Source organism: Paraburkholderia nodosa, assembly GCF_001718195.1.
Lineage (GTDB): Bacteria > Pseudomonadota > Gammaproteobacteria > Burkholderiales > Burkholderiaceae > Paraburkholderia > Paraburkholderia nodosa_A.
This window is the reverse complement of sequence record NZ_MCNV01000028.1, coordinates 53,615-76,349: the sequence shown is the minus strand read 5'-3', so window position 1 is coordinate 76,349 and position 22,735 is coordinate 53,615. Positions and strand designations below refer to the sequence as shown.

At 56.0% G+C, this 22,735-nt stretch carries 17 protein-coding genes; 16 read left to right on the top strand and 1 reads right to left on the bottom strand.

Annotated features, from left to right (window positions below):
• Positions 1 to 66: 66 nt before the first annotated feature.
• Complete coding sequence (locus BFD71_RS32365; protein ID WP_069268332.1) at positions 67 to 1,374, top strand: ATP-grasp domain-containing protein; 1,308 nt, start codon at positions 67 to 69, stop codon at positions 1,372 to 1,374.
• Here BFD71_RS32365 and BFD71_RS32360 read toward each other — a convergent pair.
• Entirely contained in the window at positions 1,342 to 2,250 is a 909-nt protein-coding gene (locus BFD71_RS32360) for a LysR family transcriptional regulator (protein ID WP_069268331.1), read from the bottom strand. The two genes, BFD71_RS32365 and BFD71_RS32360, sit on opposite strands and share 33 nt — an antisense overlap.
• Before the next feature lie 244 nt (positions 2,251 to 2,494).
• Between BFD71_RS32360 and nodB the strand changes: the two genes are divergently transcribed.
• The 15 genes from nodB (at position 2,495) to BFD71_RS32280 (ending at position 22,535) form a co-directional block, all read left to right on the top strand.
• A complete protein-coding gene (gene nodB / locus BFD71_RS39620) occupies positions 2,495 to 3,160 on the top strand; it encodes a chitooligosaccharide deacetylase NodB (protein WP_083245590.1) in 666 nt (221 codons plus the stop codon).
• Between the two features lie 429 nt (positions 3,161 to 3,589).
• Complete coding sequence (gene nodC, locus BFD71_RS32355) at positions 3,590 to 4,828, top strand: chitooligosaccharide synthase NodC (RefSeq protein ID WP_083245589.1); 1,239 nt, start codon at positions 3,590 to 3,592, stop codon at positions 4,826 to 4,828.
• Positions 4,828 to 5,805, top strand: a complete 978-nt coding sequence (nodI, locus tag BFD71_RS32350) for a nodulation factor ABC transporter ATP-binding protein NodI (RefSeq protein ID WP_256095000.1) — start codon at positions 4,828 to 4,830, stop codon at positions 5,803 to 5,805. The genes nodC and nodI overlap by 1 nt, the downstream gene beginning before the upstream one ends.
• Positions 5,806 to 6,597: an ABC transporter permease gene (locus tag BFD71_RS32345; RefSeq protein WP_305120853.1), complete on the top strand. Its 792-nt coding sequence runs from the start codon at positions 5,806 to 5,808 to the stop codon at positions 6,595 to 6,597.
• A 95-nt stretch (positions 6,598 to 6,692) separates the two neighbouring features.
• Positions 6,693 to 7,490: a sulfotransferase gene (locus tag BFD71_RS39615; RefSeq protein WP_083245588.1), complete on the top strand. Its 798-nt coding sequence runs from the start codon at positions 6,693 to 6,695 to the stop codon at positions 7,488 to 7,490.
• A 163-nt stretch (positions 7,491 to 7,653) separates the two neighbouring features.
• The gene (locus BFD71_RS32330) at positions 7,654 to 8,244 is read left to right on the top strand and encodes a NodA family N-acyltransferase (protein WP_069268327.1); all 591 of its coding nucleotides are present in this window, start codon (positions 7,654 to 7,656) and stop codon (positions 8,242 to 8,244) included.
• 85 nt (positions 8,245 to 8,329) lie between these two features.
• Positions 8,330 to 8,959, top strand: coding sequence for a nodulation methyltransferase NodS (gene nodS / locus BFD71_RS32325; RefSeq protein WP_069268326.1), 630 nt, complete (start codon positions 8,330 to 8,332; stop codon positions 8,957 to 8,959).
• 1 nt (position 8,960) lies between these two features.
• Positions 8,961 to 10,691 (top strand): nodulation protein NodU, encoded by a 1,731-nt coding sequence (nodU, locus tag BFD71_RS32320; protein ID WP_305120852.1) that lies wholly within the window; start codon positions 8,961 to 8,963, stop codon positions 10,689 to 10,691.
• A gap of 77 nt (positions 10,692 to 10,768) precedes the next feature.
• Entirely contained in the window at positions 10,769 to 11,386 is a 618-nt protein-coding gene (gene cysC, locus BFD71_RS32315; RefSeq protein WP_069268325.1) for an adenylyl-sulfate kinase, read from the top strand.
• A 92-nt stretch (positions 11,387 to 11,478) separates the two neighbouring features.
• Entirely contained in the window at positions 11,479 to 13,080 is a 1,602-nt protein-coding gene (locus BFD71_RS32310) for an efflux transporter outer membrane subunit (protein WP_069268324.1), read from the top strand.
• Positions 13,081 to 13,173: 93 nt separating this feature from the next.
• Positions 13,174 to 14,325, top strand: a complete 1,152-nt coding sequence (locus BFD71_RS32305; protein ID WP_069268323.1) for an efflux RND transporter periplasmic adaptor subunit — start codon at positions 13,174 to 13,176, stop codon at positions 14,323 to 14,325.
• Between the two features lie 11 nt (positions 14,326 to 14,336).
• Positions 14,337 to 17,381: an efflux RND transporter permease subunit gene (locus tag BFD71_RS32300; protein WP_069268322.1), complete on the top strand. Its 3,045-nt coding sequence runs from the start codon at positions 14,337 to 14,339 to the stop codon at positions 17,379 to 17,381.
• A gap of 662 nt (positions 17,382 to 18,043) precedes the next feature.
• A complete protein-coding gene (locus BFD71_RS32290; protein ID WP_069268320.1) occupies positions 18,044 to 19,732 on the top strand; it encodes an NAD(P)/FAD-dependent oxidoreductase in 1,689 nt (562 codons plus the stop codon).
• A 35-nt stretch (positions 19,733 to 19,767) separates the two neighbouring features.
• Complete coding sequence (locus BFD71_RS32285; protein WP_069268319.1) at positions 19,768 to 21,108, top strand: amidase family protein; 1,341 nt, start codon at positions 19,768 to 19,770, stop codon at positions 21,106 to 21,108.
• A gap of 71 nt (positions 21,109 to 21,179) precedes the next feature.
• Positions 21,180 to 22,535, top strand: coding sequence for a carboxyl transferase domain-containing protein (locus tag BFD71_RS32280; RefSeq protein WP_069268318.1), 1,356 nt, complete (start codon positions 21,180 to 21,182; stop codon positions 22,533 to 22,535).
• Positions 22,536 to 22,735: the final 200 nt, after the last annotated feature.

Sequence of the window (22,735 nt, the reverse complement as noted above, 5' to 3'; positions counted from 1 at the left end):
TGCTGAAGCGCTGAGAGCGCTCGGATCCGGCCGCGCCTGTAACGATATCTGAACGGTTTGCCCTTCATGACAACCAACAAACACGCCCCGCGTAGCCGCATAGTCGTGCTTAACCGATGGTCCGACGGCTTTGCAGCTTACCATCGCTACATCGATCACGCGACGAATAACGTCGCTTACATCTGCACGCCGAACGGCGCGGCTGCGCTCGACGCCTCTCAAACCGCGCATGTCGAAGAGCTAGCAGACATCCTTGATGAAGATGCGCTGCATAAGGCCATGAGCTCCTGTCAATCGGCGCTCGGCGGCATCGACAGGCTGATCGCATTGTCCGAATTCGACCTTCTGAAGGCCGCGCGACTGCGCAATTCGTTCAATATCCCTGGCGATCTGCCAGATACCGTCGTCCGCTTTCGTGACAAGACCGCTATGAAGCATACCGTTGCTGCCGCGGGCCTGCGTGTGCCACGCGTTGCAGCGTTGGAAGATGTGGCCTTTGCGAAAGCAAATTCGTCCCCTGTGATGCGCTTTCCGATCATGGTAAAGCCACGTACCGGCGCGGCAGGCCTAGACGTACCGCGCATCGACACCCGTGCGCGATTGGATATGTTGTGGCCGACACTACCGCTGGTTGAGTACGAGTGCGAGGAGTACATCGAAGGACCCGTCTATCACGTTGACGGTTTCGTGCGAGACGACACATGGGTAATTGCGCGCGCGTCCCGCTACATCAACAACCGTCTTCAGTTTGCACAAGGAAAACCCCTAGGCTCGGTGATGCTCGACCCGGGGCCGCTCAATGATGCGGTGCTTGAATTCGCGGCGGCATGCCTGAAAGCGCTCGCCTTGAGCAATGGACCGTTTCATCTCGAGATAATCGGAGCTTGCGACGGATTCTATTTTCTGGATGTCGGTGCCCGTGTCGGCAGCGGGGAAATTCCCTTTCTCTTCCATGAATTGTACGGCGTCGACCTCTTCGACCTCTGGGTCACTCACCAATCAGGTGACGAAGCGCGGTACGCCGCACGGGCGCAGGCGGCGTTAATCGCGTCAACCTCTATCACACGCGGTGGATTCCTGATGCTGCCAGAGCCAGTCGGCAAGATATTCGTCGACGCACAATTGCCGAACACTATCCCGGGGCTTTACGAAGCTGTGCTCCCGGCGAGACGTCACTTATTCAACGGTTCCAGCTGCTCGGGCAACATCCTCGCACGCTTCCGCTATCGCGGCGCATCGGAGGAAGAAGTCGACAGGGCAATTCGCGCGACGTTGCGCGATTTCCGCTACACGCTGGCAGAGAGTGTGGGCTCGCCGAATAGCAGTACACATGACATCACGCTACGCAAGACTTTGCGCCTCCTCCAGCAATAGCTCGCGCATCCAGATACTTGCAGGATCACCGCTATGCAGCGCAGGCCATTGGATAGCCTCAGTAAAAGTCGATAGCGGAAGCGGTACTTCGGCGATCCGCAGAGGAGAGGCTTCCCCGAGATGCCTAGCGAGCCTCAAAGGGATCGTCGCAATGCGACGGGTACCCGTTAGCACCGACGGAATGAGGTGAAAGGTCGGGACGACGACCTCTTCGCGCCGTTTGAGACCGAGATCCAGTAGGAAAAACTCTTCGATCGAAGGCCTGCGTGCCCGCCCGAACCTCACCGTCACGTGTCCCATGGACATATACCGGTCGAGCGGAAGCTGCTCCGACAACTGCTTGTTGGCAGGACAGCCGACACACACAAGCTTCTCGTCGAAGAGCGGCGCTTTCGGGTGAGTATCCGGCAGGAATAGATCGGGCAGAATCAAAAAATCGACGTCGCCACGCCGCAGCAAATCCCCAGGCTCGTCATCTGGGAAAAGCAATTCGAAACTGACCGCGGGAGCTTCGCGTGCAACGCGCTTAATGACCTTCTGGAAATAGACGAGCGTCATGAAATCAGATAGGCAGACCCTGAACCGGCGATCCGACTTGGCCGGCTGGAAAACGTCGCGCGAGATGATGGAAAGCTGGATATGCGATAGAGCCTCCCGCACCGGTCCGGCAAGCTCTATCGCTCGTGATGTGGGCACGAATTCTCGGCCTCTCATCACGAAGAGGTCGTCGCGAAAATAGTCTCGCAACCGCGACACCGCTGCGCTCATGGCAGGCTGACTCAAATTGATGTCGCGTGCCGCGAGCGTGACGTTACGCTTCGCCATCAATGCGTCCAACGCGACGAGAAGATTCAGATCGAGGCCTTTGAAGCGCATCTTTAATTATCCGCGTTATGGATGACACATATCGAAACAATCGATTGTACAAATTTATTGAGGTACCGCAAAGTTACGGCAATTCAGCTTGACATGCAAGTCATTAATATGAGTATTCATGTCGTTCTACTGAACGACACTCGACATCAACTCCCAGATATTGATCTGCTACGCCGCATTTCGCGTTGCGACTGGGGACGGTTCCAGGGTAGACGGTGACTCATCAAAAGATGAGTGAAAGACCATGAGAAGACTCAGCGATTGGGAAATGCCGCAATTTATTGCGGAAGTGCTAAACGAGCGTAAGCGTAACGGTGAGCGTAAGGTTTACCTTACCTTTGACGACGGACCGCACCCGATATGGACGCCGAAAGTACTAGATCTGCTGGCGCGGCAACAGGTACCGGCAACCTTCTGCGTACTCGGTGCCTACGCGGCGGAGTATCCGGAACTTATCCGGCGCATGGTTTCCGAAGGCCACGATGTCGCGAATCACAGTCTCTCCCATCGGGATTTGTCGAAATGTGAGCCAGATCAGATACGGCACGAGATAGCAGAAGCGAACGCGCTTATCCAGCGTGCTTGTCCAGCGGCAGGGGTGCGATATATGCGTGCGCCATATGGCAAATGGACGAACGACGTTATCGCCGAATCCATGAAATCGGGACTAATGCCACTCCACTGGTCGGTAGATCCACGAGACTGGTCCCGTCCGGGCGCCGAGGCGATTGTCGATTCCGTATTGGCATCAGTGCTGCCCGGCTCGATCGTATTACTGCACGACGGGGCTCCTCCCGAAGAGTGCGACTTGCATCATCGCGATGCTTCGCGCGCGCAGACTGTCATTGCACTATCACGCCTGATTCCAGGATTGAAGAAAAGGGGCTTCGTCATCGGTTCACTTCCGTAAGTTCAACGGAAAATCTCGCTTTACGAGTATCTCTGACCCCAAGCTGGTCGACAAGTGGACGATATGCTCCCCTAGAGACGTTTCACCAACAGCTTCAAGTATGCGCGTGGTCCGCGCGCGGACGATCATGGATAGAACTAAGGAAATACTGACCCAGAAGCAGGCGTTGGCTGATCTGACTTTCAGCCGATACCGATGGAAGCGTCCTGGGCGACCTCGCTACCATGAGGTGCGTTACTGGAAATTTCTCTCGTACGCCACAACAGCGTCTTTCCTGCCCCATGGAGAAACGTCAACTCTACAGGCACGAGAATAATTGCCCCTCGAATCATGCATGAACCTGGATGGTATTACCGCGCCTGACTCCCGCGCCATCGCTCACGGCAGGCCTGTACTGAGAATCCCAACGTCTCCTAGCACACTGACCCGATGAACATTCCTGCCGCAATCAACACGACATCTGTCCTACTATACGCGTCACTTTCGGCCATCTATAAAAGCGCGCAGGTTCTTCACACTCTACCGACTAGCGGCGGCCCACCTGCATGCATCAAGGTATTCGACATAGAGTATTTGCCGGACATCGACGTCATCGTCCCGTGCTTTAACGAAAACCCCGAAACGCTGCGGGCGTGTCTCGACTCGATTGGCGCCCAGGATTACGCGGGCGCTATCAAGGTTCACGTAGTCGATGATGGATCCGCCAACCGCGATGCGTTGAACGTGGTGTATCGGGAGCACGAGCATGATCCGCGATTCAAGGTACTGCTTCTTCCACAGAATGTGGGAAAGCGTAAAGCGCAAATCGCCGCGATACGTTCTTCGACCTCAGATCTCATACTTAACGTAGATTCCGACACCACTCTGGCGCCGGACGCAGTAAAGAAACTCGTGCTGACAATGAGCGACCCATCGGTCGGTGCAGCCATGGGTCAATTGGTAGCCAGCAATCGCAGCGACACGTGGCTGACCCGCCTGATCGATATGGAATACTGGCTTGCGTGCAACGAGGAGCGCGCGGCGCAAGCTCGCTTTGGCGCCGTGATGTGCTGCTGCGGACCGTGTGCAATATACCGGCGCACAGCGCTTCTGCTGCTGCTGGACCAGTACGAAACGCAAATGTTCCGGGGCAAGCGCAGCGATTTCGGCGAAGACCGCCATCTGACAATTCTGATGCTCGCGGCGGGCTATCGGACGGAGTACGTTCGAGATGCAGTCGCCGCGACCGTGGTTCCGGATAGGCTGCGACCATACCTGCGCCAGCAACTGCGCTGGGCGCGCAGTACCTATCGCGACACGCTGCTCGCCCTTCGCCTTTTGCCTCGTCTTGACCGCTACCTAACTCTTGATGTGGTAGCGCAGAACATTGGCTCTCTGCTGCTGGCCATTTCAATGATCTCTGGCTTTCTGCAGATCGCGCTCACAGCCACTGCTCCTTGGCAGGCATGCTTCGTTATTGCTTCAATGACGATGGTCCGTTGCTCCGTTGCGGCCATTCGCGCTCGCGAGCTTCGATTTCTCGGATTTTCAGTGCACACACTCATAAATCTTTTGCTCCTGCTTCCTGTAAAGGCATACGCTCTATGTACATTGGACAACAGTGACTGGCTCTCCCGCAGTTCTGCCGTCCAAGACCGCGACGAGCACCATGTTCCCAAAAGCGAGTAATGCGTAGCATCGCGCGCTACGGAATCTTCCTTAAACAGTGGTCTGTATACATTTCCGGCTCCATGTCTAATGCAGCGATCACCTTCTCCAGCGTAAGGAAATCTTATGGCGGTAAGCTTGCCGTCGACGGATTGTCCTTCCGTGTAGAGCCGGGCGAGTGCTTCGGTCTGCTCGGGCCTAATGGTGCCGGCAAAAGCACTACCACGCGAATGGTGCTGGGTATGGCGCTGCCTGACGCAGGCGTGATTACCGTCCTCGGAGAACCGGTGCCAGCGCGGGCACGCCTGGCGCGGAGGCGCATTGGTGTCGTTCCGCAATTCGACAACTTGGAGCCAGGTTTTAGTGTGAGCGAGAACCTGAAACTCTTCGGGCGCTACTTTGGGATGAGCAAAGGCGAAATCGAGGCGGTCGTTCCATCCTTGCTGCACTTCGCACGTCTTGAGGACAGGGCTCACGCACGCGTCACAGAGTTATCGGGCGGGATGAAGCGCCGCCTAACCATTGCACGCGCGCTCATCAACGATCCGCAACTTATTGTCATGGACGAACCGGCAACCGGGCTAGATCCGCATGCGCGCCACCTCATCTGGGATCGTTTGCGCTGTTTACTCGCACGCGGCAAAACAATTCTTCTCACTACCCATTTCATGGAAGAGGCAGAGCGATTGTGCGATCGGCTATGTGTAATCGACAGGGGACGCAGCATTGCTGAGGGTGCACCTAATGCATTAATCCAGGAGCAGATTGGAAGTCACGTTATCGAGATATACGGCGGCAACCCACATGAACTCAAAGCGCTGCTCATGCCGTTTGCGCAGCGTACAGAGGTTAGCGGTGATGCACTCTTCTGCTACACGGCCGATCCACAACATGTATGCGCGCGACTGCGTGAGCGTAACGGTCTGCGTATTGTGCAACGTCCCGCGAACCTGGAGGACGTTTTTCTTCGGCTGACCGGACGAGAAATGAAGGATTGAATGATGCGCGAAGTGTTTTTGATTACTCTACCCGGCAACGCCTGGAACTGGCGCACAGTATGGCGGCGCAATTATCTGGCGTGGAGAAAAGCGGCACTTATCTCCCTTCTCGGCAACCTGGCTGACCCGATGATGTACTTGTTCGGTCTCGGCTTCGGCGTCGGAATAATGATAGGTCACATCGATGGCACTCCTTACATTGCATTCCTGGCGGCTGGAATGGTTGCGACAAGCGCCATGACCTCAGCGACTTTCGAAACGATTTACGCTGCCTTCGCTCGCATGCAAGTTCAGCGCATGTGGGAAGCCGTGCTCTGTACCCAACTAACAATTGGCGATGTCATTCTTGGCGAATTGGCATGGGCCGCTACAAAAGCCCTTCTCGCGGGCTCCGCCGTGATGGTAGTTGCGGCGACGCTCGGTTACGCGGCGTTTTCGAGCATCGTATCTGTGATCCCTGTCGTTTTTCTGACTGGCCTCGCTTTCGCGAGCGTGGCAATGGTACTCGTTGCGATCGCGCCGAGTTATGACTATTTCGTTTTCTACCAGACGCTTGTGCTTACGCCCATGTTGTTCCTGAGTGGTGTCGTCTTCCCTGTGGGCCAACTGCCCGGCGCGCTTCAAGACCTTGCACAGTTCCTGCCGCTTGCCCACTCCGTTGAATTGATCCGTCCGGCGATGCTTGCACGTCCGGTCGGCGGAATGGGGCTGCATCTGGGCGTGCTTTGTGTCTACACAATACTGCCGTTCTTCCTGTCTGCGACACTGGTCCGCCACCGGCTGATGTCTTGATGCCGACGGCGTTGCGCCTCAGCAGCAGTCTTGTGACAAGCGTCAGACTGGGGCTACACCCGAACCACCGCTTTCAACCTAATGAAATGCACGCCATGACCCACTTGATGCCGAAAACTCAGCCATTCGTGATTCTCGGGATGCCCAGAACCGGCACTCACTATCTGGAAGAACTGCTGAATGCTCATCCGAGCGTCTTGAGCAATGGCGAGTTGCTCAACACCTATGACACCAATTGGCCTGATACCAACCGGCTCAGGTGCAGCAATCTGGAACTTCTCGAGCTTGCCTATCTTCGCTATCCGGTCCAAAAGGGAAAGGCACACGCCACGCATATCGGTTGCAAGATCAATCAGCCGCAATTTCTGGAACGCCCAGGATTCTTTGAGGAATTGGCACGGTGGCCATGCCTGAAGGCAATGCTTGTAGTCCGCAGGAATACGCTGGAATCGCTGCGATCTCTGGTGCAAGCGAGACAAAGTGGTGAATGGCTGAAGTACGGTTCGGACAATGGATCAGCTCCGCCTCCTCAGGTCGCGTTGACCATTGAATTATGCGAAGCCTACTTCAAAGCTGCAGACGATTTTCATCGTCAAGTCGTCGACTCTTTCGCGCCAGAGAATCTGCTTTCAATAGACTATGAAAACCTCCTCGATGATCCCGCCGGATGCATGGAAGCGGTACAGACGTACCTTGGGACTTCCATGCATCCCTGCTCTCACAGGACAGTTCTTCAAAGGCAGGAAGTACGGCCTCTGGAGCAGACCGTACTCAACTTCGACGAGTTGAAATGTCACTTCAGTGGCGGGAAGCATGAGAGATTTTTTGAAACAGCGAGAGGTGGACTTTCCTGTAATGGCAGGATCCATGTTCGCCCATGTTCATTTCCATAGAAGCAGCACCAAATCTATCCTTCAAACAAGTCTGCTATCGAAAGACTAATTTTACGATCTTGCGTTCCCTACTGGCGCAACATCCCGAACGCGAGGCTTCCACCTCCTGGGTAATCGCACGCCACTGGTTGCGCGTAGACGCAATTGAACAAGGTATCTTTCCATGTCTTCAAAGGTGCAGTGGAAACTGTGCTGGGAAAATGAGCTCCAGCTTTCCGATCATCTCGAATTGGCCCAGTTTTTTCGGACGACGTATGGCCCGACCGGACCGTTCAATGCTAAGCCGTTCGATGGCGGTCGAAGTTGGGCCGGGGCGAGGCCCGAACTCCGCGCAATTGCCTACGATTCGCAAGGTGTGGCGGCGCACATGGGTTCGTTGCGCCGCTTCATCAAGGTTGGCACAACCGATGTGCTGGTGGCGGAACTGGGTCTGTATGGAGTGCGGCCAGACCTCGAGGGGCTCGGAATTAGCCAATCCATTCGCGCGATGTATCCTGTATTGCAGGGGCTTCGCGTGCCATTCGCATTTGGCACCGTCCGCCATGCTTTGAAGAACCACTTCACGAGGTTGTGTCGACATGGAATGGGAACGATCATTCCAGGAGTTCGCGTCCGTTCAACGCTTCCCAACGTTCACCTCGATTTGCCGGCAACACGTGTTGAAGATGTACTGGCGGTGATTTTGCCAATTGATAGGGCTATGAGTGAGTGGCCGCACGGGACTGAAATCGAACGCAATGGCCCTGAGCTATGACTCGCCTGCATCTGTACCGGACATGCGGTCAGCGGCTCGATCTGTCCTGCAACGAGATTAGAACGCACACTCTCGGGTAACTAAATTGAAAACCGTAACGCATTTTGACTTGCTGCGACGGGAGTTGGACGCGGACGACCCGTGGCAACTGGACAGTAATCCGTTCGAGCATGAGCGTCATATGCACATGCTTCGATTATCCCTCTCTAAAGGCCCCGTTGCCCATGCCCTTGAGGTTGGTTGTGCGGGGGGCGCGTTCACAGAGAAATTGGCGCCATACTGTGGGCGGCTCACCGTGATGGATGTGATGCCGCAAGCGCTTGCGAGAACACGCAAGCGCTTAAATTACCCGCCGAACGTGAACTGGATCGTTGCAGACGTCCAGCACTTTTCTAGCGCAGAGCGGTTCGAACTGATCGTAGTCGCGGAGGTTTTCTACTATCTCGCCGACATCGCCGAAGTGCGAGATGCTATCCGCAATCTGGCATGCGTACTCGCGCCTGAGGGCCAGTTGATATTCGGTTCAGCACGTGACGCCAATTGTCGACGCTGGGGACATATTGCTGGTGCCGAAACGGTGCTGAAGATGCTAAACGAACGGTTCACCGAGATTGAGCGAGTCGAGTGCGTCGGCCAGTCGTCCAACGAGGATTGCCTGCTCGCACGCTTCCAGAACGCAGTGCATTTTTCCCATCAATCAGATTTACCTCGCTAGGGTGAAAGATACCATGCGCATCTGTGGCCTCAAGCTGACACACGACGGAGCGATCGCCGTTGTCGAAGATGGAAAGCTCCTTTTTTGCATCGAACAGGAGAAGCGGGACAACAATCCGAGATATCACGCTATATGGAACCTCGATGCAATTGAAACCGCATTAGCCGAGCACGGTCTACAGACAGACGACATCGACGAATTTGTGATAGACGGCTGGGACGGCGAAGTGACGTCAAAGTTCCAGGCGCTGAGCGGCCCCACCCCAATCGTCCTCGAGGGTGCCCCCTATACGGAACGAAGAAACGGCGATCTTCTGGCTTCGGTCGACGGCACTGGGCTGCTGATCGGCGGCAAGTCATATCGATACAGGAGCTACCCTCACGTGTCCGGCCATGTCGCCGCCGCATACTGCACGAGTCCATTCGCACAACTAGGGCAACCTGCGTTATGCCTAGTGTGGGATGGCGGCATGGTGCCACGGTTGTATCATGTAGGACGCGACGACGTGCGGCTCATTGACCAGCTGTTCCCCATCATCGGTCAAATGTATGCAGCGGCCGGACATCATTTCGGGCCGTACGCAAAGGCGGCGGGTGCTGAGTGGGACCTGGGAGTGGCTGGCAAGCTAATGGCGTACATCGCGCTGGGGTCAGTCGACGAAGACATCATTGATATATTTCGTCACCTTTACCTGGAACGCTTCGCAGGCGACACAGAACTCGCGCGAAACTATCGCCAGAATCTCCACCTTCCGAGTACATCGCTCGCAGCGATACGCGATTTCTTCCACGCATGCGTGCCGGACCTGCAAGCTAAACCTCCCGAAGACGTACTCGCCTCTTTCCATACTTTCCTTGAACGCCTACTCGTCCGCGAAATGGAGAAGGCCCTGCGGCAGCATTGTATTCCCGGGCCGCGCAACCTGTGCATATCCGGCGGATGCGGGCTCAATATCAAATGGAACAGTGCATTACGCACAAGTGGCTTGTTCGATGCTACCTGGATTCCGCCCTTTCCGAACGACAGCGGTTCGGCGATCGGTACCGCATGCTGCGCGATAGCCGCGAACGAGGGCTTCATGCCGTTAGAGTGGTCGGTATATAGCGGCCCCGCAATGAAAACGGGCACCCGAGTGCCCGGCTGGTCTGCGTCGCCTTGTTCCTTAGCTGAACTTGCACATATTCTCGCCGAAAATAGACCCGTCGTTTTCCTTGCCGGACGCGCCGAGCTGGGCCCACGAGCACTTGGGGCGAGAAGTATTCTCGCCGCTGCGACTTCGCCGAGCATGAAGGCTCTTCTCAACGATGTCAAGCATCGGGAATATTTCCGTCCTGTGGCACCTATATGTCTTGAAGACCGGGCGCCTGCTGTATTTCTCCCCGGCACTCCAGACCCCTACATGCTGTTCGATCATCAAACACGCGACGAATGGCGGGACAAGATACCTGCCGTCGTGCATCTCGACGGTTCTGCGCGGTTGCAGACCATTGCAAGGTCATCCGAACACCCTGTTGCGCAGCTGCTAATCGAATACGAGAAGCTCACAGGCCTTCCCTTGCTGTGCAACACCAGCGCCAACCACCTGGGACGAGGCTTTTTTCCCGATGCTGCGTCGGCGTGTGAATGGGGACGTGTCGAACACGTTTGGTGCAATGGTCTTCTATTTACCAAGACATGCAGAGACGAGATTTCGGCGTCAGTCGATGAGCCGGTCTCTTTTGGACTCGCATGACTTTGGATCTTCACCGCAATGCCGCAACAAGTGAGCGCTAGCTCATGCCCCGACCGGACCGATCTAAGTAGGCAAGTATGGCGAATGAGCCTTCCACTTCAGAGTTGTATGCGCACGGCTTCCGGGTTCCCCCGGAGGCAAGAGCACGCTTGCTTCGGCAAACGCCGGCCATTCTCTGGTTTACCGGCCTATCAGCCGCGGGAAAGTCGGCTATTGCTGACACCGTGGAGGCGCGTCTCCATACAGCTGGCCGACTCACCTACATTCTTGACGGCGACTCCGTCAGGCTCGGTCTATGCAAAGACCTTGGCTTTACCGATGCAGACCGTCACGAGAACGTACGGCGCGTCGCAGAGGTCGCAAAATTAATGGCCGACGCCGGCATCGTAGTTTTGGTATGTCTCATCTCGCCGTTCCGCCGCGATAGGGAACTCGCCCGCTCTACGGCGGGCCGCCGTAACTTCGCCGAAATCCATGTCCACGCGAGTTTAGCCGCGGCGGAAGCCCGTGACCCTAAAGGGTTGTATCGGCTGGCAAGGCGCGGCGCAATCCAGCGCTTCACCGGCATCGACTCCCCGTATGAGGCGCCGACGGATCCGGACGTCTTCATCGACACATGTTGCAAGTCCATCGACGAAGGTGCCGATATGGTCCTGAATTGGCTCCGCAGTTCAGACCGTTGCCATCATTCGTGATTGCATACACGCTCGCAGCAACACCGTTGAAACTGGAGGAGTTCTGCATCCAACAATTGAGAACACCCATCGCTCGCAAGCCAGGTAGATAGATGAATGACGAGGTCCAATGCGGCTCCGGTCGTGCACGTTTGCATCCGCAATCCAGCGCGATAGCTTTTCACTGCACAACAGGCCGGGTTGTCACGCGTGCCGCAGTAATCGCTGTAGTGTTTCCACTCCTCGGCTCGCTGGCCGGCTGCACGGTCGGCCCCGAATACCACACGCCAGCGCCACCCGCGATTCAGCATTACACAGCAACGCCTTTACCTGATCGCACGGCTTCGTCGCAGGGCGAGGCGGGTCTCGAGCAGCGGTTTGCGGCCGGCGGCGACCTGCCCGCTCAATGGTGGACGCTCTATCGCTGCGAGCCGCTCAACACGCTGATAAGCGGAGCACTTAAAAATAGCCCAACGATCGCAGCAGCCAGTGCCGCGCTACGCCAGGCCGCCGAGAATATGAGCGCACAAGCAGGCAGCGCACTCTCCCCGTCTGTCGATATCAAGCTCAACGCGATACGGGAGAAGCTGAACGGCGCGACGTTGGGGCAGCCCAACATCAACAAAATACTGACTCTATACAACACGTCGGTAAGTGTTTCGTATGATCTGGATCTGTTTGGTGCAGTTCGGCGCGAGCTCGAATCGCAGGGCGCGCAGGTCGATTTTGAGCGCTTTCAGCTGCAAGGCGCCTACCTAGCACTGTCGGCAAACATCGTGACGACTGCCGTCAAGGAAGCGTCGCTGCGTGAGCAGATCAGCGCGACCGAGAACATCGTAGCCGACGAGGAGACGCAGCTTGGCGTTTTGCGCAAGCAATTCGAATTCGGCGGTGCGGACCGGATTGCCGTGCTCTCGCAAGAGACGTTAGTCGCGCAAACACGGGCGACGCTACCGCTGCTGCGGCAGTCGCTCGATCGGACTCGACACCAGCTTGCCGTGCTTTCGGGCAGATTACCGAGCGAAGCAGGTGTGTCCGAATTCACGATGTCGATGTTCACACTACCGCAAACCTTGCCGGTCAGTCTGCCTTCCTCGCTGGTCCGGCAGCGGCCGGATATTTTGGCCGCTGATGCCGTGCTGCACCAGGCGAGCGCCGAGGTCGGTGTCGCCACGGCAAACCTCTATCCACAACTCATGCTCTCCGCGAATTACGGCCCACAGTCTTTAACGCCGGCTGGCATGCTGAAGTATGCCGACATGATCTGGAACATCGGCGCGGGACTCACGCAACCAATATTCCATGGTGGGCAATTGACCGCAAAAAAAAGAGCGGCGGAAGCCGCCTTTGACGAGGCCAACGCGCGATATCGGCAAGTCGTGCTGCTCGCATTCGAAGATGTGGCGGACACGTTGCGCGCACTCGATCACGACGCGGCTGCTCTTGCCGCCCAAACCGACGCCTGGCGCGCGGCTAGCAGTTCACTGGATGTGGCGCGCGGACAGTTTCGAGTCGGCGGAGTCAGCTATCTGTCGCTGCTCGACGCACAGCGCCAATATCAGCAGGCCGTCGTGAATCTCGCGCAGGCGCAAGCAGCTCGCTATGCAGATACAGCTGCTTTATTCCAGGCACTGGGTGGCGGTTGGTGGAATGACACGGCGTATGACGAGAAGGGGCATGCTGGGCATGCAAACGCCGGCGCCCGCTCCCAGTGACTGCTCATGACGATTGCTGCCGCCGCATACGTTTCACGGGTAGCGCGCCAAAGACGCTTGTGCCTCGTGAGTTTGCCGTGCAAGGACACTACGATGACGATGAAAAGACTAACAGGAAAACGGATGACCATCATGCTGATCTGCGTGGGCAGTCTACTCGGCACGCTGATCGGCTTCAATCTTTACAAAGCGCATATGATTAAAAAGTTCATGATGCGCGATGGCATGGCCGCCGCCACGGTCACGTCAGCTGTGGTCAGCTATCAGACTTGGCAGCCGCAGCTTTCCGCCACGGGCAGCCTACGCGCGGTGCGCGGCGTCGACGTGACGACAGAAGTCGCAGGCCTCGTGCGCGAGCTCGAATTCAGTTCCGGTGAGGAGGTGAAGGCCGGACAGGTTCTCCTGCGCCTCAACGCCGACTCTGATCGCGCACAGCTCGCATCGCTAAAAGCTGCCGCGGACCTTTCGCAAACGGTTTACACGCGCGACAAGGCACAGTATGACATACAGGCCATTTCAAAAGCCCAGTTGGATGCCGACACAGCCGAACTGAAGAGCAGACGGGCGCAAGTCGAACAGCAAGCTGCCCTCGTCGCCAAGAAAACCATTCGCGCACCTTTCGCAGGACGCGTGGGGATCACCACCGTTAATCCCGGCCAGTACATCAACCCGGGGGACGCAATTGTTACCCTGCAAGTCGTCGATCCCATTTACGTCGACTTTCACCTACCCCAGGAACAACTGGCGCAACTCGAGGCCGGACAGCACGTCTCCGTAAATACAAGCACATTTGCGAGCCTTAGCTTCGGTGGCCAAGTCCGCGCGATAAATCCGCGCGTGGACAGCACAACCCGCAACGTTCAGATCGAAGCGGTCCTGGACAACCACGAGCGCAAGCTGTTGCCCGGCATGTACGCGAACGTGAAGATAGATGTGGGTAGCGAGCAGCGCTATCTGACCTTGCCGCAAACCGCGATCGCGCACAATGCGTACGGTGCAACGGTATTCGTCATTAGACGGCGCGAGCAAAAAAACGCGCACGGTAAAACAATGCCGGTGGCGCAACAGGTATTCGTGACGCCGGGACCCACGCGCGGGGATCAGGTGGCGATCCTGAGGGGTCTCGACGAAGGCGCGCAGGTCGTCACGAGCGGTCAGCTCAAGCTACAGAACGGCACACCGCTCATCATCAATAATCGTGTGCTGCCTGCGGACAGTCCTGCTCCGACGCCTCAGGAGGAGTGAGAGGCCTCCCAATGAAATTCACCGACATTTTTCTCAACCGGCCAGTCCTCGCGTCAGTACTGAGCGTGCTGATCCTCGTACTAGGCTTGCGTTCGCTCTCCACGCTGAAGGTCAGTGAATATCCTCAAACCCAGACGGGCGTAGTCACGCTTACCACTTCCTATTACGGTGCGAGCGCCGACACAATGGCTGGGTTTATCACGCAGCCGCTAGAAGCCGCCATCGCTCAGGTGCAGGGCATTGACTACATGTCGTCGAAAAGCAGCACGGGCGTGTCGACGATCAACGCGACGCTACGCATGAATTATGATCCGAACCGCGCGCTCACCGAGATCAATACACAGATAGCGTCTGTGCGTAACCAGTTGCCGCGCGAGGCCCAGCAGCCGGTGCTGACGATGCAGGTGGGCCAGACCACCGACGCGATGTATATGGGCTTCTACAGCGACGTGCTGCCGCCCAACAATGTCACCGACTATCTGCTGCGCGTTGTGAAGCCGAAGCTCGACTCCATTCAGGGCGTGCAGACCGCGGAAGTACTGGGCGGTCGCCAGTTCGCATTGCGCGCATGGCTAGATTCAACCAAGCTCGCAGCGCACAATGTCACTGCTTCTGATGTCTACACAGCACTCAACAACAATAACTACCTCGCGACACTCGGCACAACAAAAGGCCAGATGACCAGCGTCAGTCTAAACGCGCGTACCGACGTCCGTTCGGTGGAGGACTTTCAGAAACTGGCTGTCAAACAAAAGAACGGAGTGATCGTGCGTCTCGAGGACGTTGCCAATGTCGTGCTAGGCGCGGACAATTATGATTCCAGCGTCGCATTTGGCGGCAAGCGTTCTGTATTTATCGGAATTAAGGTAGCGCCTGACGCAAACGTGCTCGATGTGGCCAGACGCGTTAAATCCGTGTTTCCCGATCTGCAGAAGCAGTTCCCGACGGGGATGGCTGGTGATATCGTCTACGACGCGACAGACTTCATCAACAGCGCGATTGATGAAGTAGTGAAGACGCTCGTCGAGACGTTGCTGATTGTCACGGCCGTTATCTTCCTCTTCTTCGGTCGTTTGCGCGCCGTCATCGTACCCGTGGTCGCGATGCCGCTTTCGCTGATTGGCACGTTCTCCATGATGCAGTTGCTCGGTTACTCGATCAATCTGTTGACGTTACTCGCGATGGTGCTCGCGATTGGGCTGGTGGTCGACGATGCGATCATCGTCGTCGAGAACGTCGACCGCCACATGAATGAAGGCAAGTCTCCCATGGAAGCCGCGCTAACTGCCGCGCGCGAGCTTGGCGGCCCGATTCTGGCAATGACCGCCGTGCTGATCGCCGCATATCTGCCTATCGGCTTTCAGGGCGGCCTGACAGGCACCCTTTTCACTGAATTTGCGTTCACCCTTGCGAGCGCCGTCGCGGTGTCAGGCGTGATTGCGCTAACCCTGTCGCCGATGATGTGCTCGCGCATTTTCCAAAATGTGCACGAGTCCGGGCGTTTCGCCGTTTTCGTCAATCGACAGCTGGATCGTGTGCATGCCGGCTATGCGCGGCTCTTGCATGCGGCCCTCGACACATCTTCCGTGTTCGTCGTCATGGGAGTTATGCTGCTTTGCGGAACCGTTTATCTCTTTTCGACTTCGCAGGCAGAGCTTGCGCCGCAGGAGGACCAAGGCATCGTCCTATCGCTGATCCAGGGGCCGCCGAATGCCACAGTCCAGCAAATGCAGACATACGCCGATCAGGTGTTAGAAATGTCGAAGCGCTTGCCCGAATATGCCCAGCTGTTTCAGCTAACTGGCCTGCCAACATTGAATCAGGGCTTCGGTGGCGTTCTCTTCAAGACTTGGGACAAGCGGAAAAGAGGCGCAACCGAACTACAGCAGGAGCTCCAGCAGAGGTGGAATGGCATTGCTGGTGCTCGTGTCGCCGCGTTCCAGTTCCCGCCTTTGCCGGGCGCACAGGGTTTCCCCGTGCAATTCGTGATCAGCACGACAGAGCCCTTCGAGAATCTCGACCAGGTGACGAAAGCCGTACTCCAGAAAGCGCGTGCAAGTGGCATGTTTCTCTTTATTGATAGCGATCTAAGGATCGACAAGCCAGAAACGGTCGTCATAGTTGACCGCGACAAAATCGCGTCACTCGGCCTCACGCAAAGCGATGTAGGACAGGCGCTAGGCGCTGCACTCGGCGGTAACTACGCAAACTATTTCTCGATCGCTGGCCGCTCATACAAGGTGATTCCGCAAGTCCAGCAAATAGATCGACTGAATCCGTCACAGGTACTCGACTATTACTTGCGCACGCCGGACGGCAGCATGATTCCGGCATCGACGGTTGCGCACCTGAAGCAAGCAGTCGTCCCTGAATCGATCAATCGGTTCCAGCAACTCAATGCGGCAACGATCTCCGCTGTGATCTCACCTAGCGTCTCCCAGGGCGAAGTTCTCGACTTCCTTCGTCAGTCCACGAACGAAGCAGCTCCGGCAGGTTACAACACCGACTACGCAGGGCTATCGCGCCAGTTCATGCAAGAGTCCGGTAACTCCTCGGTCACGCTCATGTTCGCGACGATTATCGTGTTTCTTGCGCTTTCAGCGCAATTCGAAAGCTTCCGCGATGCCCTGGTCATTTTGGTGTCCGTCCCGATGGCGCTCTTCGGTGCTCTCGTCTTCATCAATGCCGGCTTTTCGACGCTCAATATCTATACGCAGATTGGACTTGTCACGCTCATGGGACTCGTCAGCAAACATGCGATTCTTGTCGTGCAGTTCGCGAACCAGCTTCAGCGCGTGGGCCGCGGCAAGCGAGAAGCCTTGGAGGAAGCGGCAGGTGCACGCTTGCGCCCGATCCTCATGACGACGGTCGCCATGGTGCTCGGCGTACTGCCCTTAGTCGTCGCCTCGGGCGCGGGCGCAGCAGGCCGCAACGCAATGGGTCTGGTGATCTTCACCGGACTATCGATCGGCACTGCGTTCACACTGTTCGTGGTACCGGCGATGTATATGTTGCTGGGTGCAAATCATCAGGGGACGCCAAAAGACCAGTCATAACCTGGTTGTCCAACTGTGCAGTAGCGATGTCTTCGTCTATTCAAAATACACACTCCCCGGCACCCGTGCGTCAGCATGATTGCCGTGCGAGGACGAGCGATGCGCTGCTTGGCATTGGATTTCGTCGAGCACGCCTAACCCACCCTTTTGCAGTTAGGGAAGCCAACGCTGGAAGGTCCACCGGTCGTGCTCCTCGAGCGCTCTTGAGCTCACAGGCAATGAGATGGACAAGAGGACGATGAAGCGTCAAACGCTTGCAATGGCACCTAGATCAAGGTGCTGGCGCCGTGACCCTCGCAAACGCGCGGGCGCGACGAGGTTTCTGACCCGATGAAAAGACCATCGTTGTCAGCGCCCTTAAGGTTGACCCAGAGCACATTGTCGGACCTCAGGTATAGCATCTCCATTTTCACACTATCGGCACAACTATCCATAGCCCGCTTCCAGATTGCTACAGACATCAATTTTACTTGCTTGATTTCGCTACAGCAGATTGCTATCGTCGATTGCATAGACATTCCGGCGCGGCATTTTCTACTGACGAGCAACACGTTATCGGAAACGAAATATAGGATCTCGCCCCGTTCTATCGAGATTCGTGCGTCACTTCCCGCCATCATCGTCTTTCGCGTCGATGCATTGCCATTACAGGAGAGGAATTCATGAAAAACTGCGTCGCATCTTCAAAAGTACCATCGACTACCGTCGATCTACTGTATGACTATGCTCCGTTTTTGGACCGGGGCGCATCTGTAGGGGCCATCGGAACTCTCTCCTCGAATATCGCAAGTCCACGCGTTGCTATTGTGGGAGCTGGCATCAGCGGCCTTCTGGCCGCGAACGAACTGATGCGAGCAGGTGTATGCGACGTCACTGTGTTTGAAGCTCGCGATCGTATTGGCGGCAGGTTGTGGTCACAGGCGTTTGATTCAGAGCACCCACATCTCATCGCCGAAATGGGCGCAATGCGGTTTCCCCCAAGTTCGACCGGTCTTTTTCATTACCTTGACCGGTATGATATTCCCACCACAGCATCGTTCCCCGATCCTGGAGTCGTTGATACGGAACTGCATTATCGCGGCGTCCGCCATATCTGGCCGGCCGGAAATCCACCGCCGCCTCTATTCAGGCGTGTACACGAAGGGTGGAGAGCTCTTTTGCAGGATGGATGCGTGATCAATGGCACAGCTCTCGTCGCGCCAGCCGAAATTACTGCCATGTTAAAATCGCAGCGCTTGAACGAAGCACGCACCGCGTGGCAAACATGGCTGGATTTATTTCGCGACAGCTCGTTCTATGCCGCCATCGTCACCATTTTCACGGGTCCTTGCCCGCCTGGAGGTACCGCTTGGGAAAGGCCGTACGACTTCGAACTGTTTGGGTCCCTTGGGATTGGCTCAGGTGGTTTTCTCCCTGTCTATCAGGCCGGATTCACTGAAATTTTGCGTCTCGTCATTAACGGTTACATGGACGATCAACGCCTCATCTCGTGCGGAATTTCAACACTGGCTGAACGCATTGCAGGCGAGAATATTTATGGCAACACCGTTTCCGAACGAGTTCGCTTCAGCGGCGTCGGTCGCATCTACAAAGAAGGTTCAGAGATCAAGATCGTGACCGACGATAACGAAATTTCGACCTTTGACCGGGTGATCGTCACCAGCAACAACAGGGCGATGCAGATGGTTCATTGCTTGACAGATGATGAAACGTTTCTCAGCCGCGACGTATCCAGAGCAGTCAGAGAAACTCATCTGACCGGATCGTCAAAACTCTTCATGCTCACCCGAGACAAGTTCTGGATAAACAAGAAACTGCCCATAACCATCCAGTCTGACAGCTTCGCACGAGGCGTATACTGCCTTGACTACGAACCTCACAACCCAGATGGTCGGGGTGTGGTTTTGCTCAGCTACACTTGGGAGGACGACGCTCATAAGTTGCTGAGCGTTTCGGACAAAAAAGAGCGATGCGAGTGCTTCGTCGACGACCTGTCAACCTTCCATCCAGAACTTGCGCGTCACCTCGTCCCTGCAGATAAGGACTATGAACGCTGCGTCCTCCATCATGACTGGCTGACCGACCCGCATTCGTCCGGCGCCTTCAAGCTCAACTACCCCGGCGAGGACGTCTATTCGCAGCGTCTCTTTTTTCAATTTCAGACGGCAAACGATCCAGCAAGCGATACAGGACTCTACTTGGCAGGATGCGGCTGTTCTTTCACCGGTGGGTGGGTTGAGGGAGCCGTGCAGACAGCGATCAACAGCGCATGCGCCGTTATACGTAGCGTCGGGGGTGATCTTTTGCCTGGCAACCCTCTTGACGATATACGCAGTGCCTACAGCTACTAATATCGCACTCCCCGACCTCCCACTTGCAAAATTTCATGCATTTTCACAACACTCTTGAATCACTTCGCGACGTCATAAGGTCTGGAGCAGTTACAGCGGAAGAGATCCGGGATCGCGCACTGAACGCAGACGCTAACCAGACACATCTAAACTGCTTCATACGTGCTCGCAGTCCGGAGGCTCACTTCGCGAGGGCGAGGGACAATCTGCGAGGCGCGCCACTCTACGGCATTCCTTTTTCTACAAAAGACAATATTTGCGTCAAGGGACTCCCTGTAACCGCCGGGACACCGGGCATGGTAGATTGTATAGCCACACGCGACGCACTTGTGGTCAGAAAGCTCAAATCCCTCGGTGCCGTCGTCGCCGGCAAGAACAACATGCATGAACTGAGCTTTGGAATCACGTCCGTCAATCCCCATTGGGGAACCGTGGGCAATCCGGCGGCTCCGGGCCATTTGGCCGGCGGAAGCAGCGGCGGCTCCGCCGCAGCTGTGGCAGCCGGTATTGTCCCGATGGCGATCGGAACCGACACTGGCGGCTCGGTGAGGATACCCGCAGCCTTTTGCGGCATAGTCGGTTTCAGACCAACAAGTGGCCGGTGGTCTTCATCCGGGATCATTCCGGTTTCACGCACGAAGGATTCACCGGGCCTCCTGACGCGTTCGGCAAAAGACGCATTGTTTCTATACGACTTGCTGAGCTCCGATAGCCAAAGCCCGTCAAAACAAACAAATACTCGCTGTCGAATCGGTCTTCCAAGCTCCATGTGGAACGACTTGGATGATGATGTTCGGAAGCATTCCTGGCAGGCGATCAGGCGTCTCACTCGTGCAGGCTTTCAGTGCGTCGACCTCGATGACGCTGTTGTTTCAGAATTAAATAAGTTCGGCACTTTTACTATTCCAGTTTACGAATTTTTTACGGACTTTCCGCGCGCACTGCTCTCGTTTGGATGGGGAAGCAGGGTTAATGCTGTGTTCGACAACATCCATGACAAGTGCGTGAGGAGCATCATTCATCAACACCTTGACGGAAGTCTGATTTCCGCGAAAGACTATTCCGCCGCAGTGCAGAACATTAACGACTTGCGGCTACAAATGAATGCGCTGCTCAACGCTCGATGGATCGATTTTCTAGCTTATCCCACTGTCCCGCGCAGCACTCCTCACGTTAGCGATGCACAGCGTCCGGGACTGTTCGCAGACGTAATACGCAACACCGACCTCGCAAGCAATGTCGCAATGCCCTCCATTACCTTGCCTGTGGCGCCGAACGATGCATTACCCGTGGGATTGAGCCTTGATGCCGCACGTGGCCAAGACCGCCGGCTCCTTCTGATGGCGGCCGCTGTGGAGGAGATTCTTGCTTCGTAGCGTACGCGACTCTCAATCGCGCTGGCGCTGGACTTCCAAACGCTCACGCACTGCCAGGAGGTAAACAGTTCATGCAGATTTCGTTGCAAAGAGTTGGCATGCTTTTTGATGCGGGTAGCTTTGTCGAACATGATCCAAGAGCGGACGCCCACTTCCTCTGCGGCGAGGGACTAATCAATTCGGTCAAGTCATTTCTGGTCATGAATCGTGGACAAGACTGTATGTTCAATGGAACCGGACAATGGCGTACTGCCGAGCAAATCATAAGCACTGTGAATCAGGCCCGGGACCAGCGGGCTCCGTTGATATACATTCAGGATCATCCGGGAGAGGTGGGCAGTTTCGATACAACGAAAGTAATTTCATCAGATATGTCGAGATTGCTTTTGTCTCCAGCAGGGATGGGCAGGGTCAGCGCGTCGCTCGCAGAGTTAGCAGAAGCCAATCTGCTGATCTCAGCAATACTAGGACCGACGTCAGGCCCGTTGGCTCTTCCGATCATGCTCGCCGATCTGGTTTTGATGACTGAGAAAGGGGCTCTATGTATGGGCCGTCCGGATATGGTGAAGGCGATGCTGGCTGAGCAGTCGGATCTTCATTCGCTTGGCGGAACAGACGTTCACTGCCGGGGCTCGGGGTCAGTTCAGCTCGCGTTCAAAGATGAACGCCATTTGTTTGAATGCGTAAGAGATTTTCTACGCTGCCTCGTCAAAGGCACACCGTCGACCACGCTTGAATATGAGGAACCCGACGCAGTCGATTTTGAAAATTTGATTCCGTCCAATCATCGCACCCCCTATGACATGCATCATTTGCTGCTTTCTTTTGTGGACAAAGGCAGCTTCACTGAAACAAACGCCGAATACGCACGAGAAGCATTGACGGGCTATGCGCGCATTAAGGGACATTTCGCGGCAATCGTGGCAAACAACCCGCGATTCAACAGCGGCGCCATCCACCGGAAATCCGCGGCCAAGATGGCAAAAATGATAAACATAGCTGCAAAGACCAGCATGCCAATCATCTTCCTTGCCGACGTTCCCGGGTTCATGATAGGCAGGGAAGCTGAAAGTAGCGGCATATTTTTGGCAGCAGCGGAGTTGTTCAGAGCACATGTCAGATGCCACGTACCTAAGCTACTCCTTGTCGTCCGAAAAGCCTACACCGGCGGTGTGTATGCGATGAGCGGCCCCGGATTCGATCCAATAGCCGTGCTGGCGTATCCGCACGCACACATCGGCGTTTTTAGCCCGGACACGATGGGCAAACTGATGTCTGGTGCTGAAGGCGCTATTAAAGACACGATGCGGAAGCTATCTGACGAGATCCAGAATCCTAATCTTTTAAAGGCTGATGGACTGATTACTGACGTAATAGGAGTGGAAGAGACTAGACAAGAGGTTGTCAGATATCTGTTTCCGACGTGACACGGTCCGTTCCTCACGGAAGATTTGAGCGGACGGTCGCGCGCAATGGCGCCTCGAAGAGGACCGTTCTGCGCCATCAAAATCCCTCAGAAAGTTTTAGTAAAATCGAGGCATCTGACGATGCGCAATTAGCCAGACCTGATCGCTTACGCGCACATAGAACCAGACTGCACTATCAGCCGCTAATCGTCGGCGTTGTC

What these genes read in the sequence shown, in the direction of transcription:
- nodI (WP_256095000.1), top strand. Translation starts at nt 4,828, where the DNA reads ATGCGTAGCATCGCGCGCTACGGAATCTTCCTTAAACAGTGGTCTGTA.
- BFD71_RS32360 (WP_069268331.1), bottom strand. Translation starts at nt 2,250, where the DNA reads ATGCGCTTCAAAGGCCTCGATCTGAATCTTCTCGTCGCGTTGGACGCA.
- BFD71_RS39615 (WP_083245588.1), top strand. Translation starts at nt 6,693, where the DNA reads ATGACCCACTTGATGCCGAAAACTCAGCCATTCGTGATTCTCGGGATG.
- nodB (WP_083245590.1), top strand. Translation starts at nt 2,495, where the DNA reads ATGAGAAGACTCAGCGATTGGGAAATGCCGCAATTTATTGCGGAAGTG.
- BFD71_RS32300 (WP_069268322.1), top strand. Translation starts at nt 14,337, where the DNA reads ATGAAATTCACCGACATTTTTCTCAACCGGCCAGTCCTCGCGTCAGTA.
- BFD71_RS32310 (WP_069268324.1), top strand. Translation starts at nt 11,479, where the DNA reads ATGAATGACGAGGTCCAATGCGGCTCCGGTCGTGCACGTTTGCATCCG.
- BFD71_RS32280 (WP_069268318.1), top strand. Translation starts at nt 21,180, where the DNA reads ATGCAGATTTCGTTGCAAAGAGTTGGCATGCTTTTTGATGCGGGTAGC.
- cysC (WP_069268325.1), top strand. Translation starts at nt 10,769, where the DNA reads ATGGCGAATGAGCCTTCCACTTCAGAGTTGTATGCGCACGGCTTCCGG.
- BFD71_RS32290 (WP_069268320.1), top strand. Translation starts at nt 18,044, where the DNA reads ATGAAAAACTGCGTCGCATCTTCAAAAGTACCATCGACTACCGTCGAT.
- BFD71_RS32305 (WP_069268323.1), top strand. Translation starts at nt 13,174, where the DNA reads ATGACGATGAAAAGACTAACAGGAAAACGGATGACCATCATGCTGATC.
- BFD71_RS32285 (WP_069268319.1), top strand. Translation starts at nt 19,768, where the DNA reads ATGCATTTTCACAACACTCTTGAATCACTTCGCGACGTCATAAGGTCT.
- BFD71_RS32345 (WP_305120853.1), top strand. Translation starts at nt 5,806, where the DNA reads ATGATGCGCGAAGTGTTTTTGATTACTCTACCCGGCAACGCCTGGAAC.
- nodC (WP_083245589.1), top strand. Translation starts at nt 3,590, where the DNA reads ATGAACATTCCTGCCGCAATCAACACGACATCTGTCCTACTATACGCG.
- BFD71_RS32330 (WP_069268327.1), top strand. Translation starts at nt 7,654, where the DNA reads ATGTCTTCAAAGGTGCAGTGGAAACTGTGCTGGGAAAATGAGCTCCAG.
- BFD71_RS32365 (WP_069268332.1), top strand. Translation starts at nt 67, where the DNA reads ATGACAACCAACAAACACGCCCCGCGTAGCCGCATAGTCGTGCTTAAC.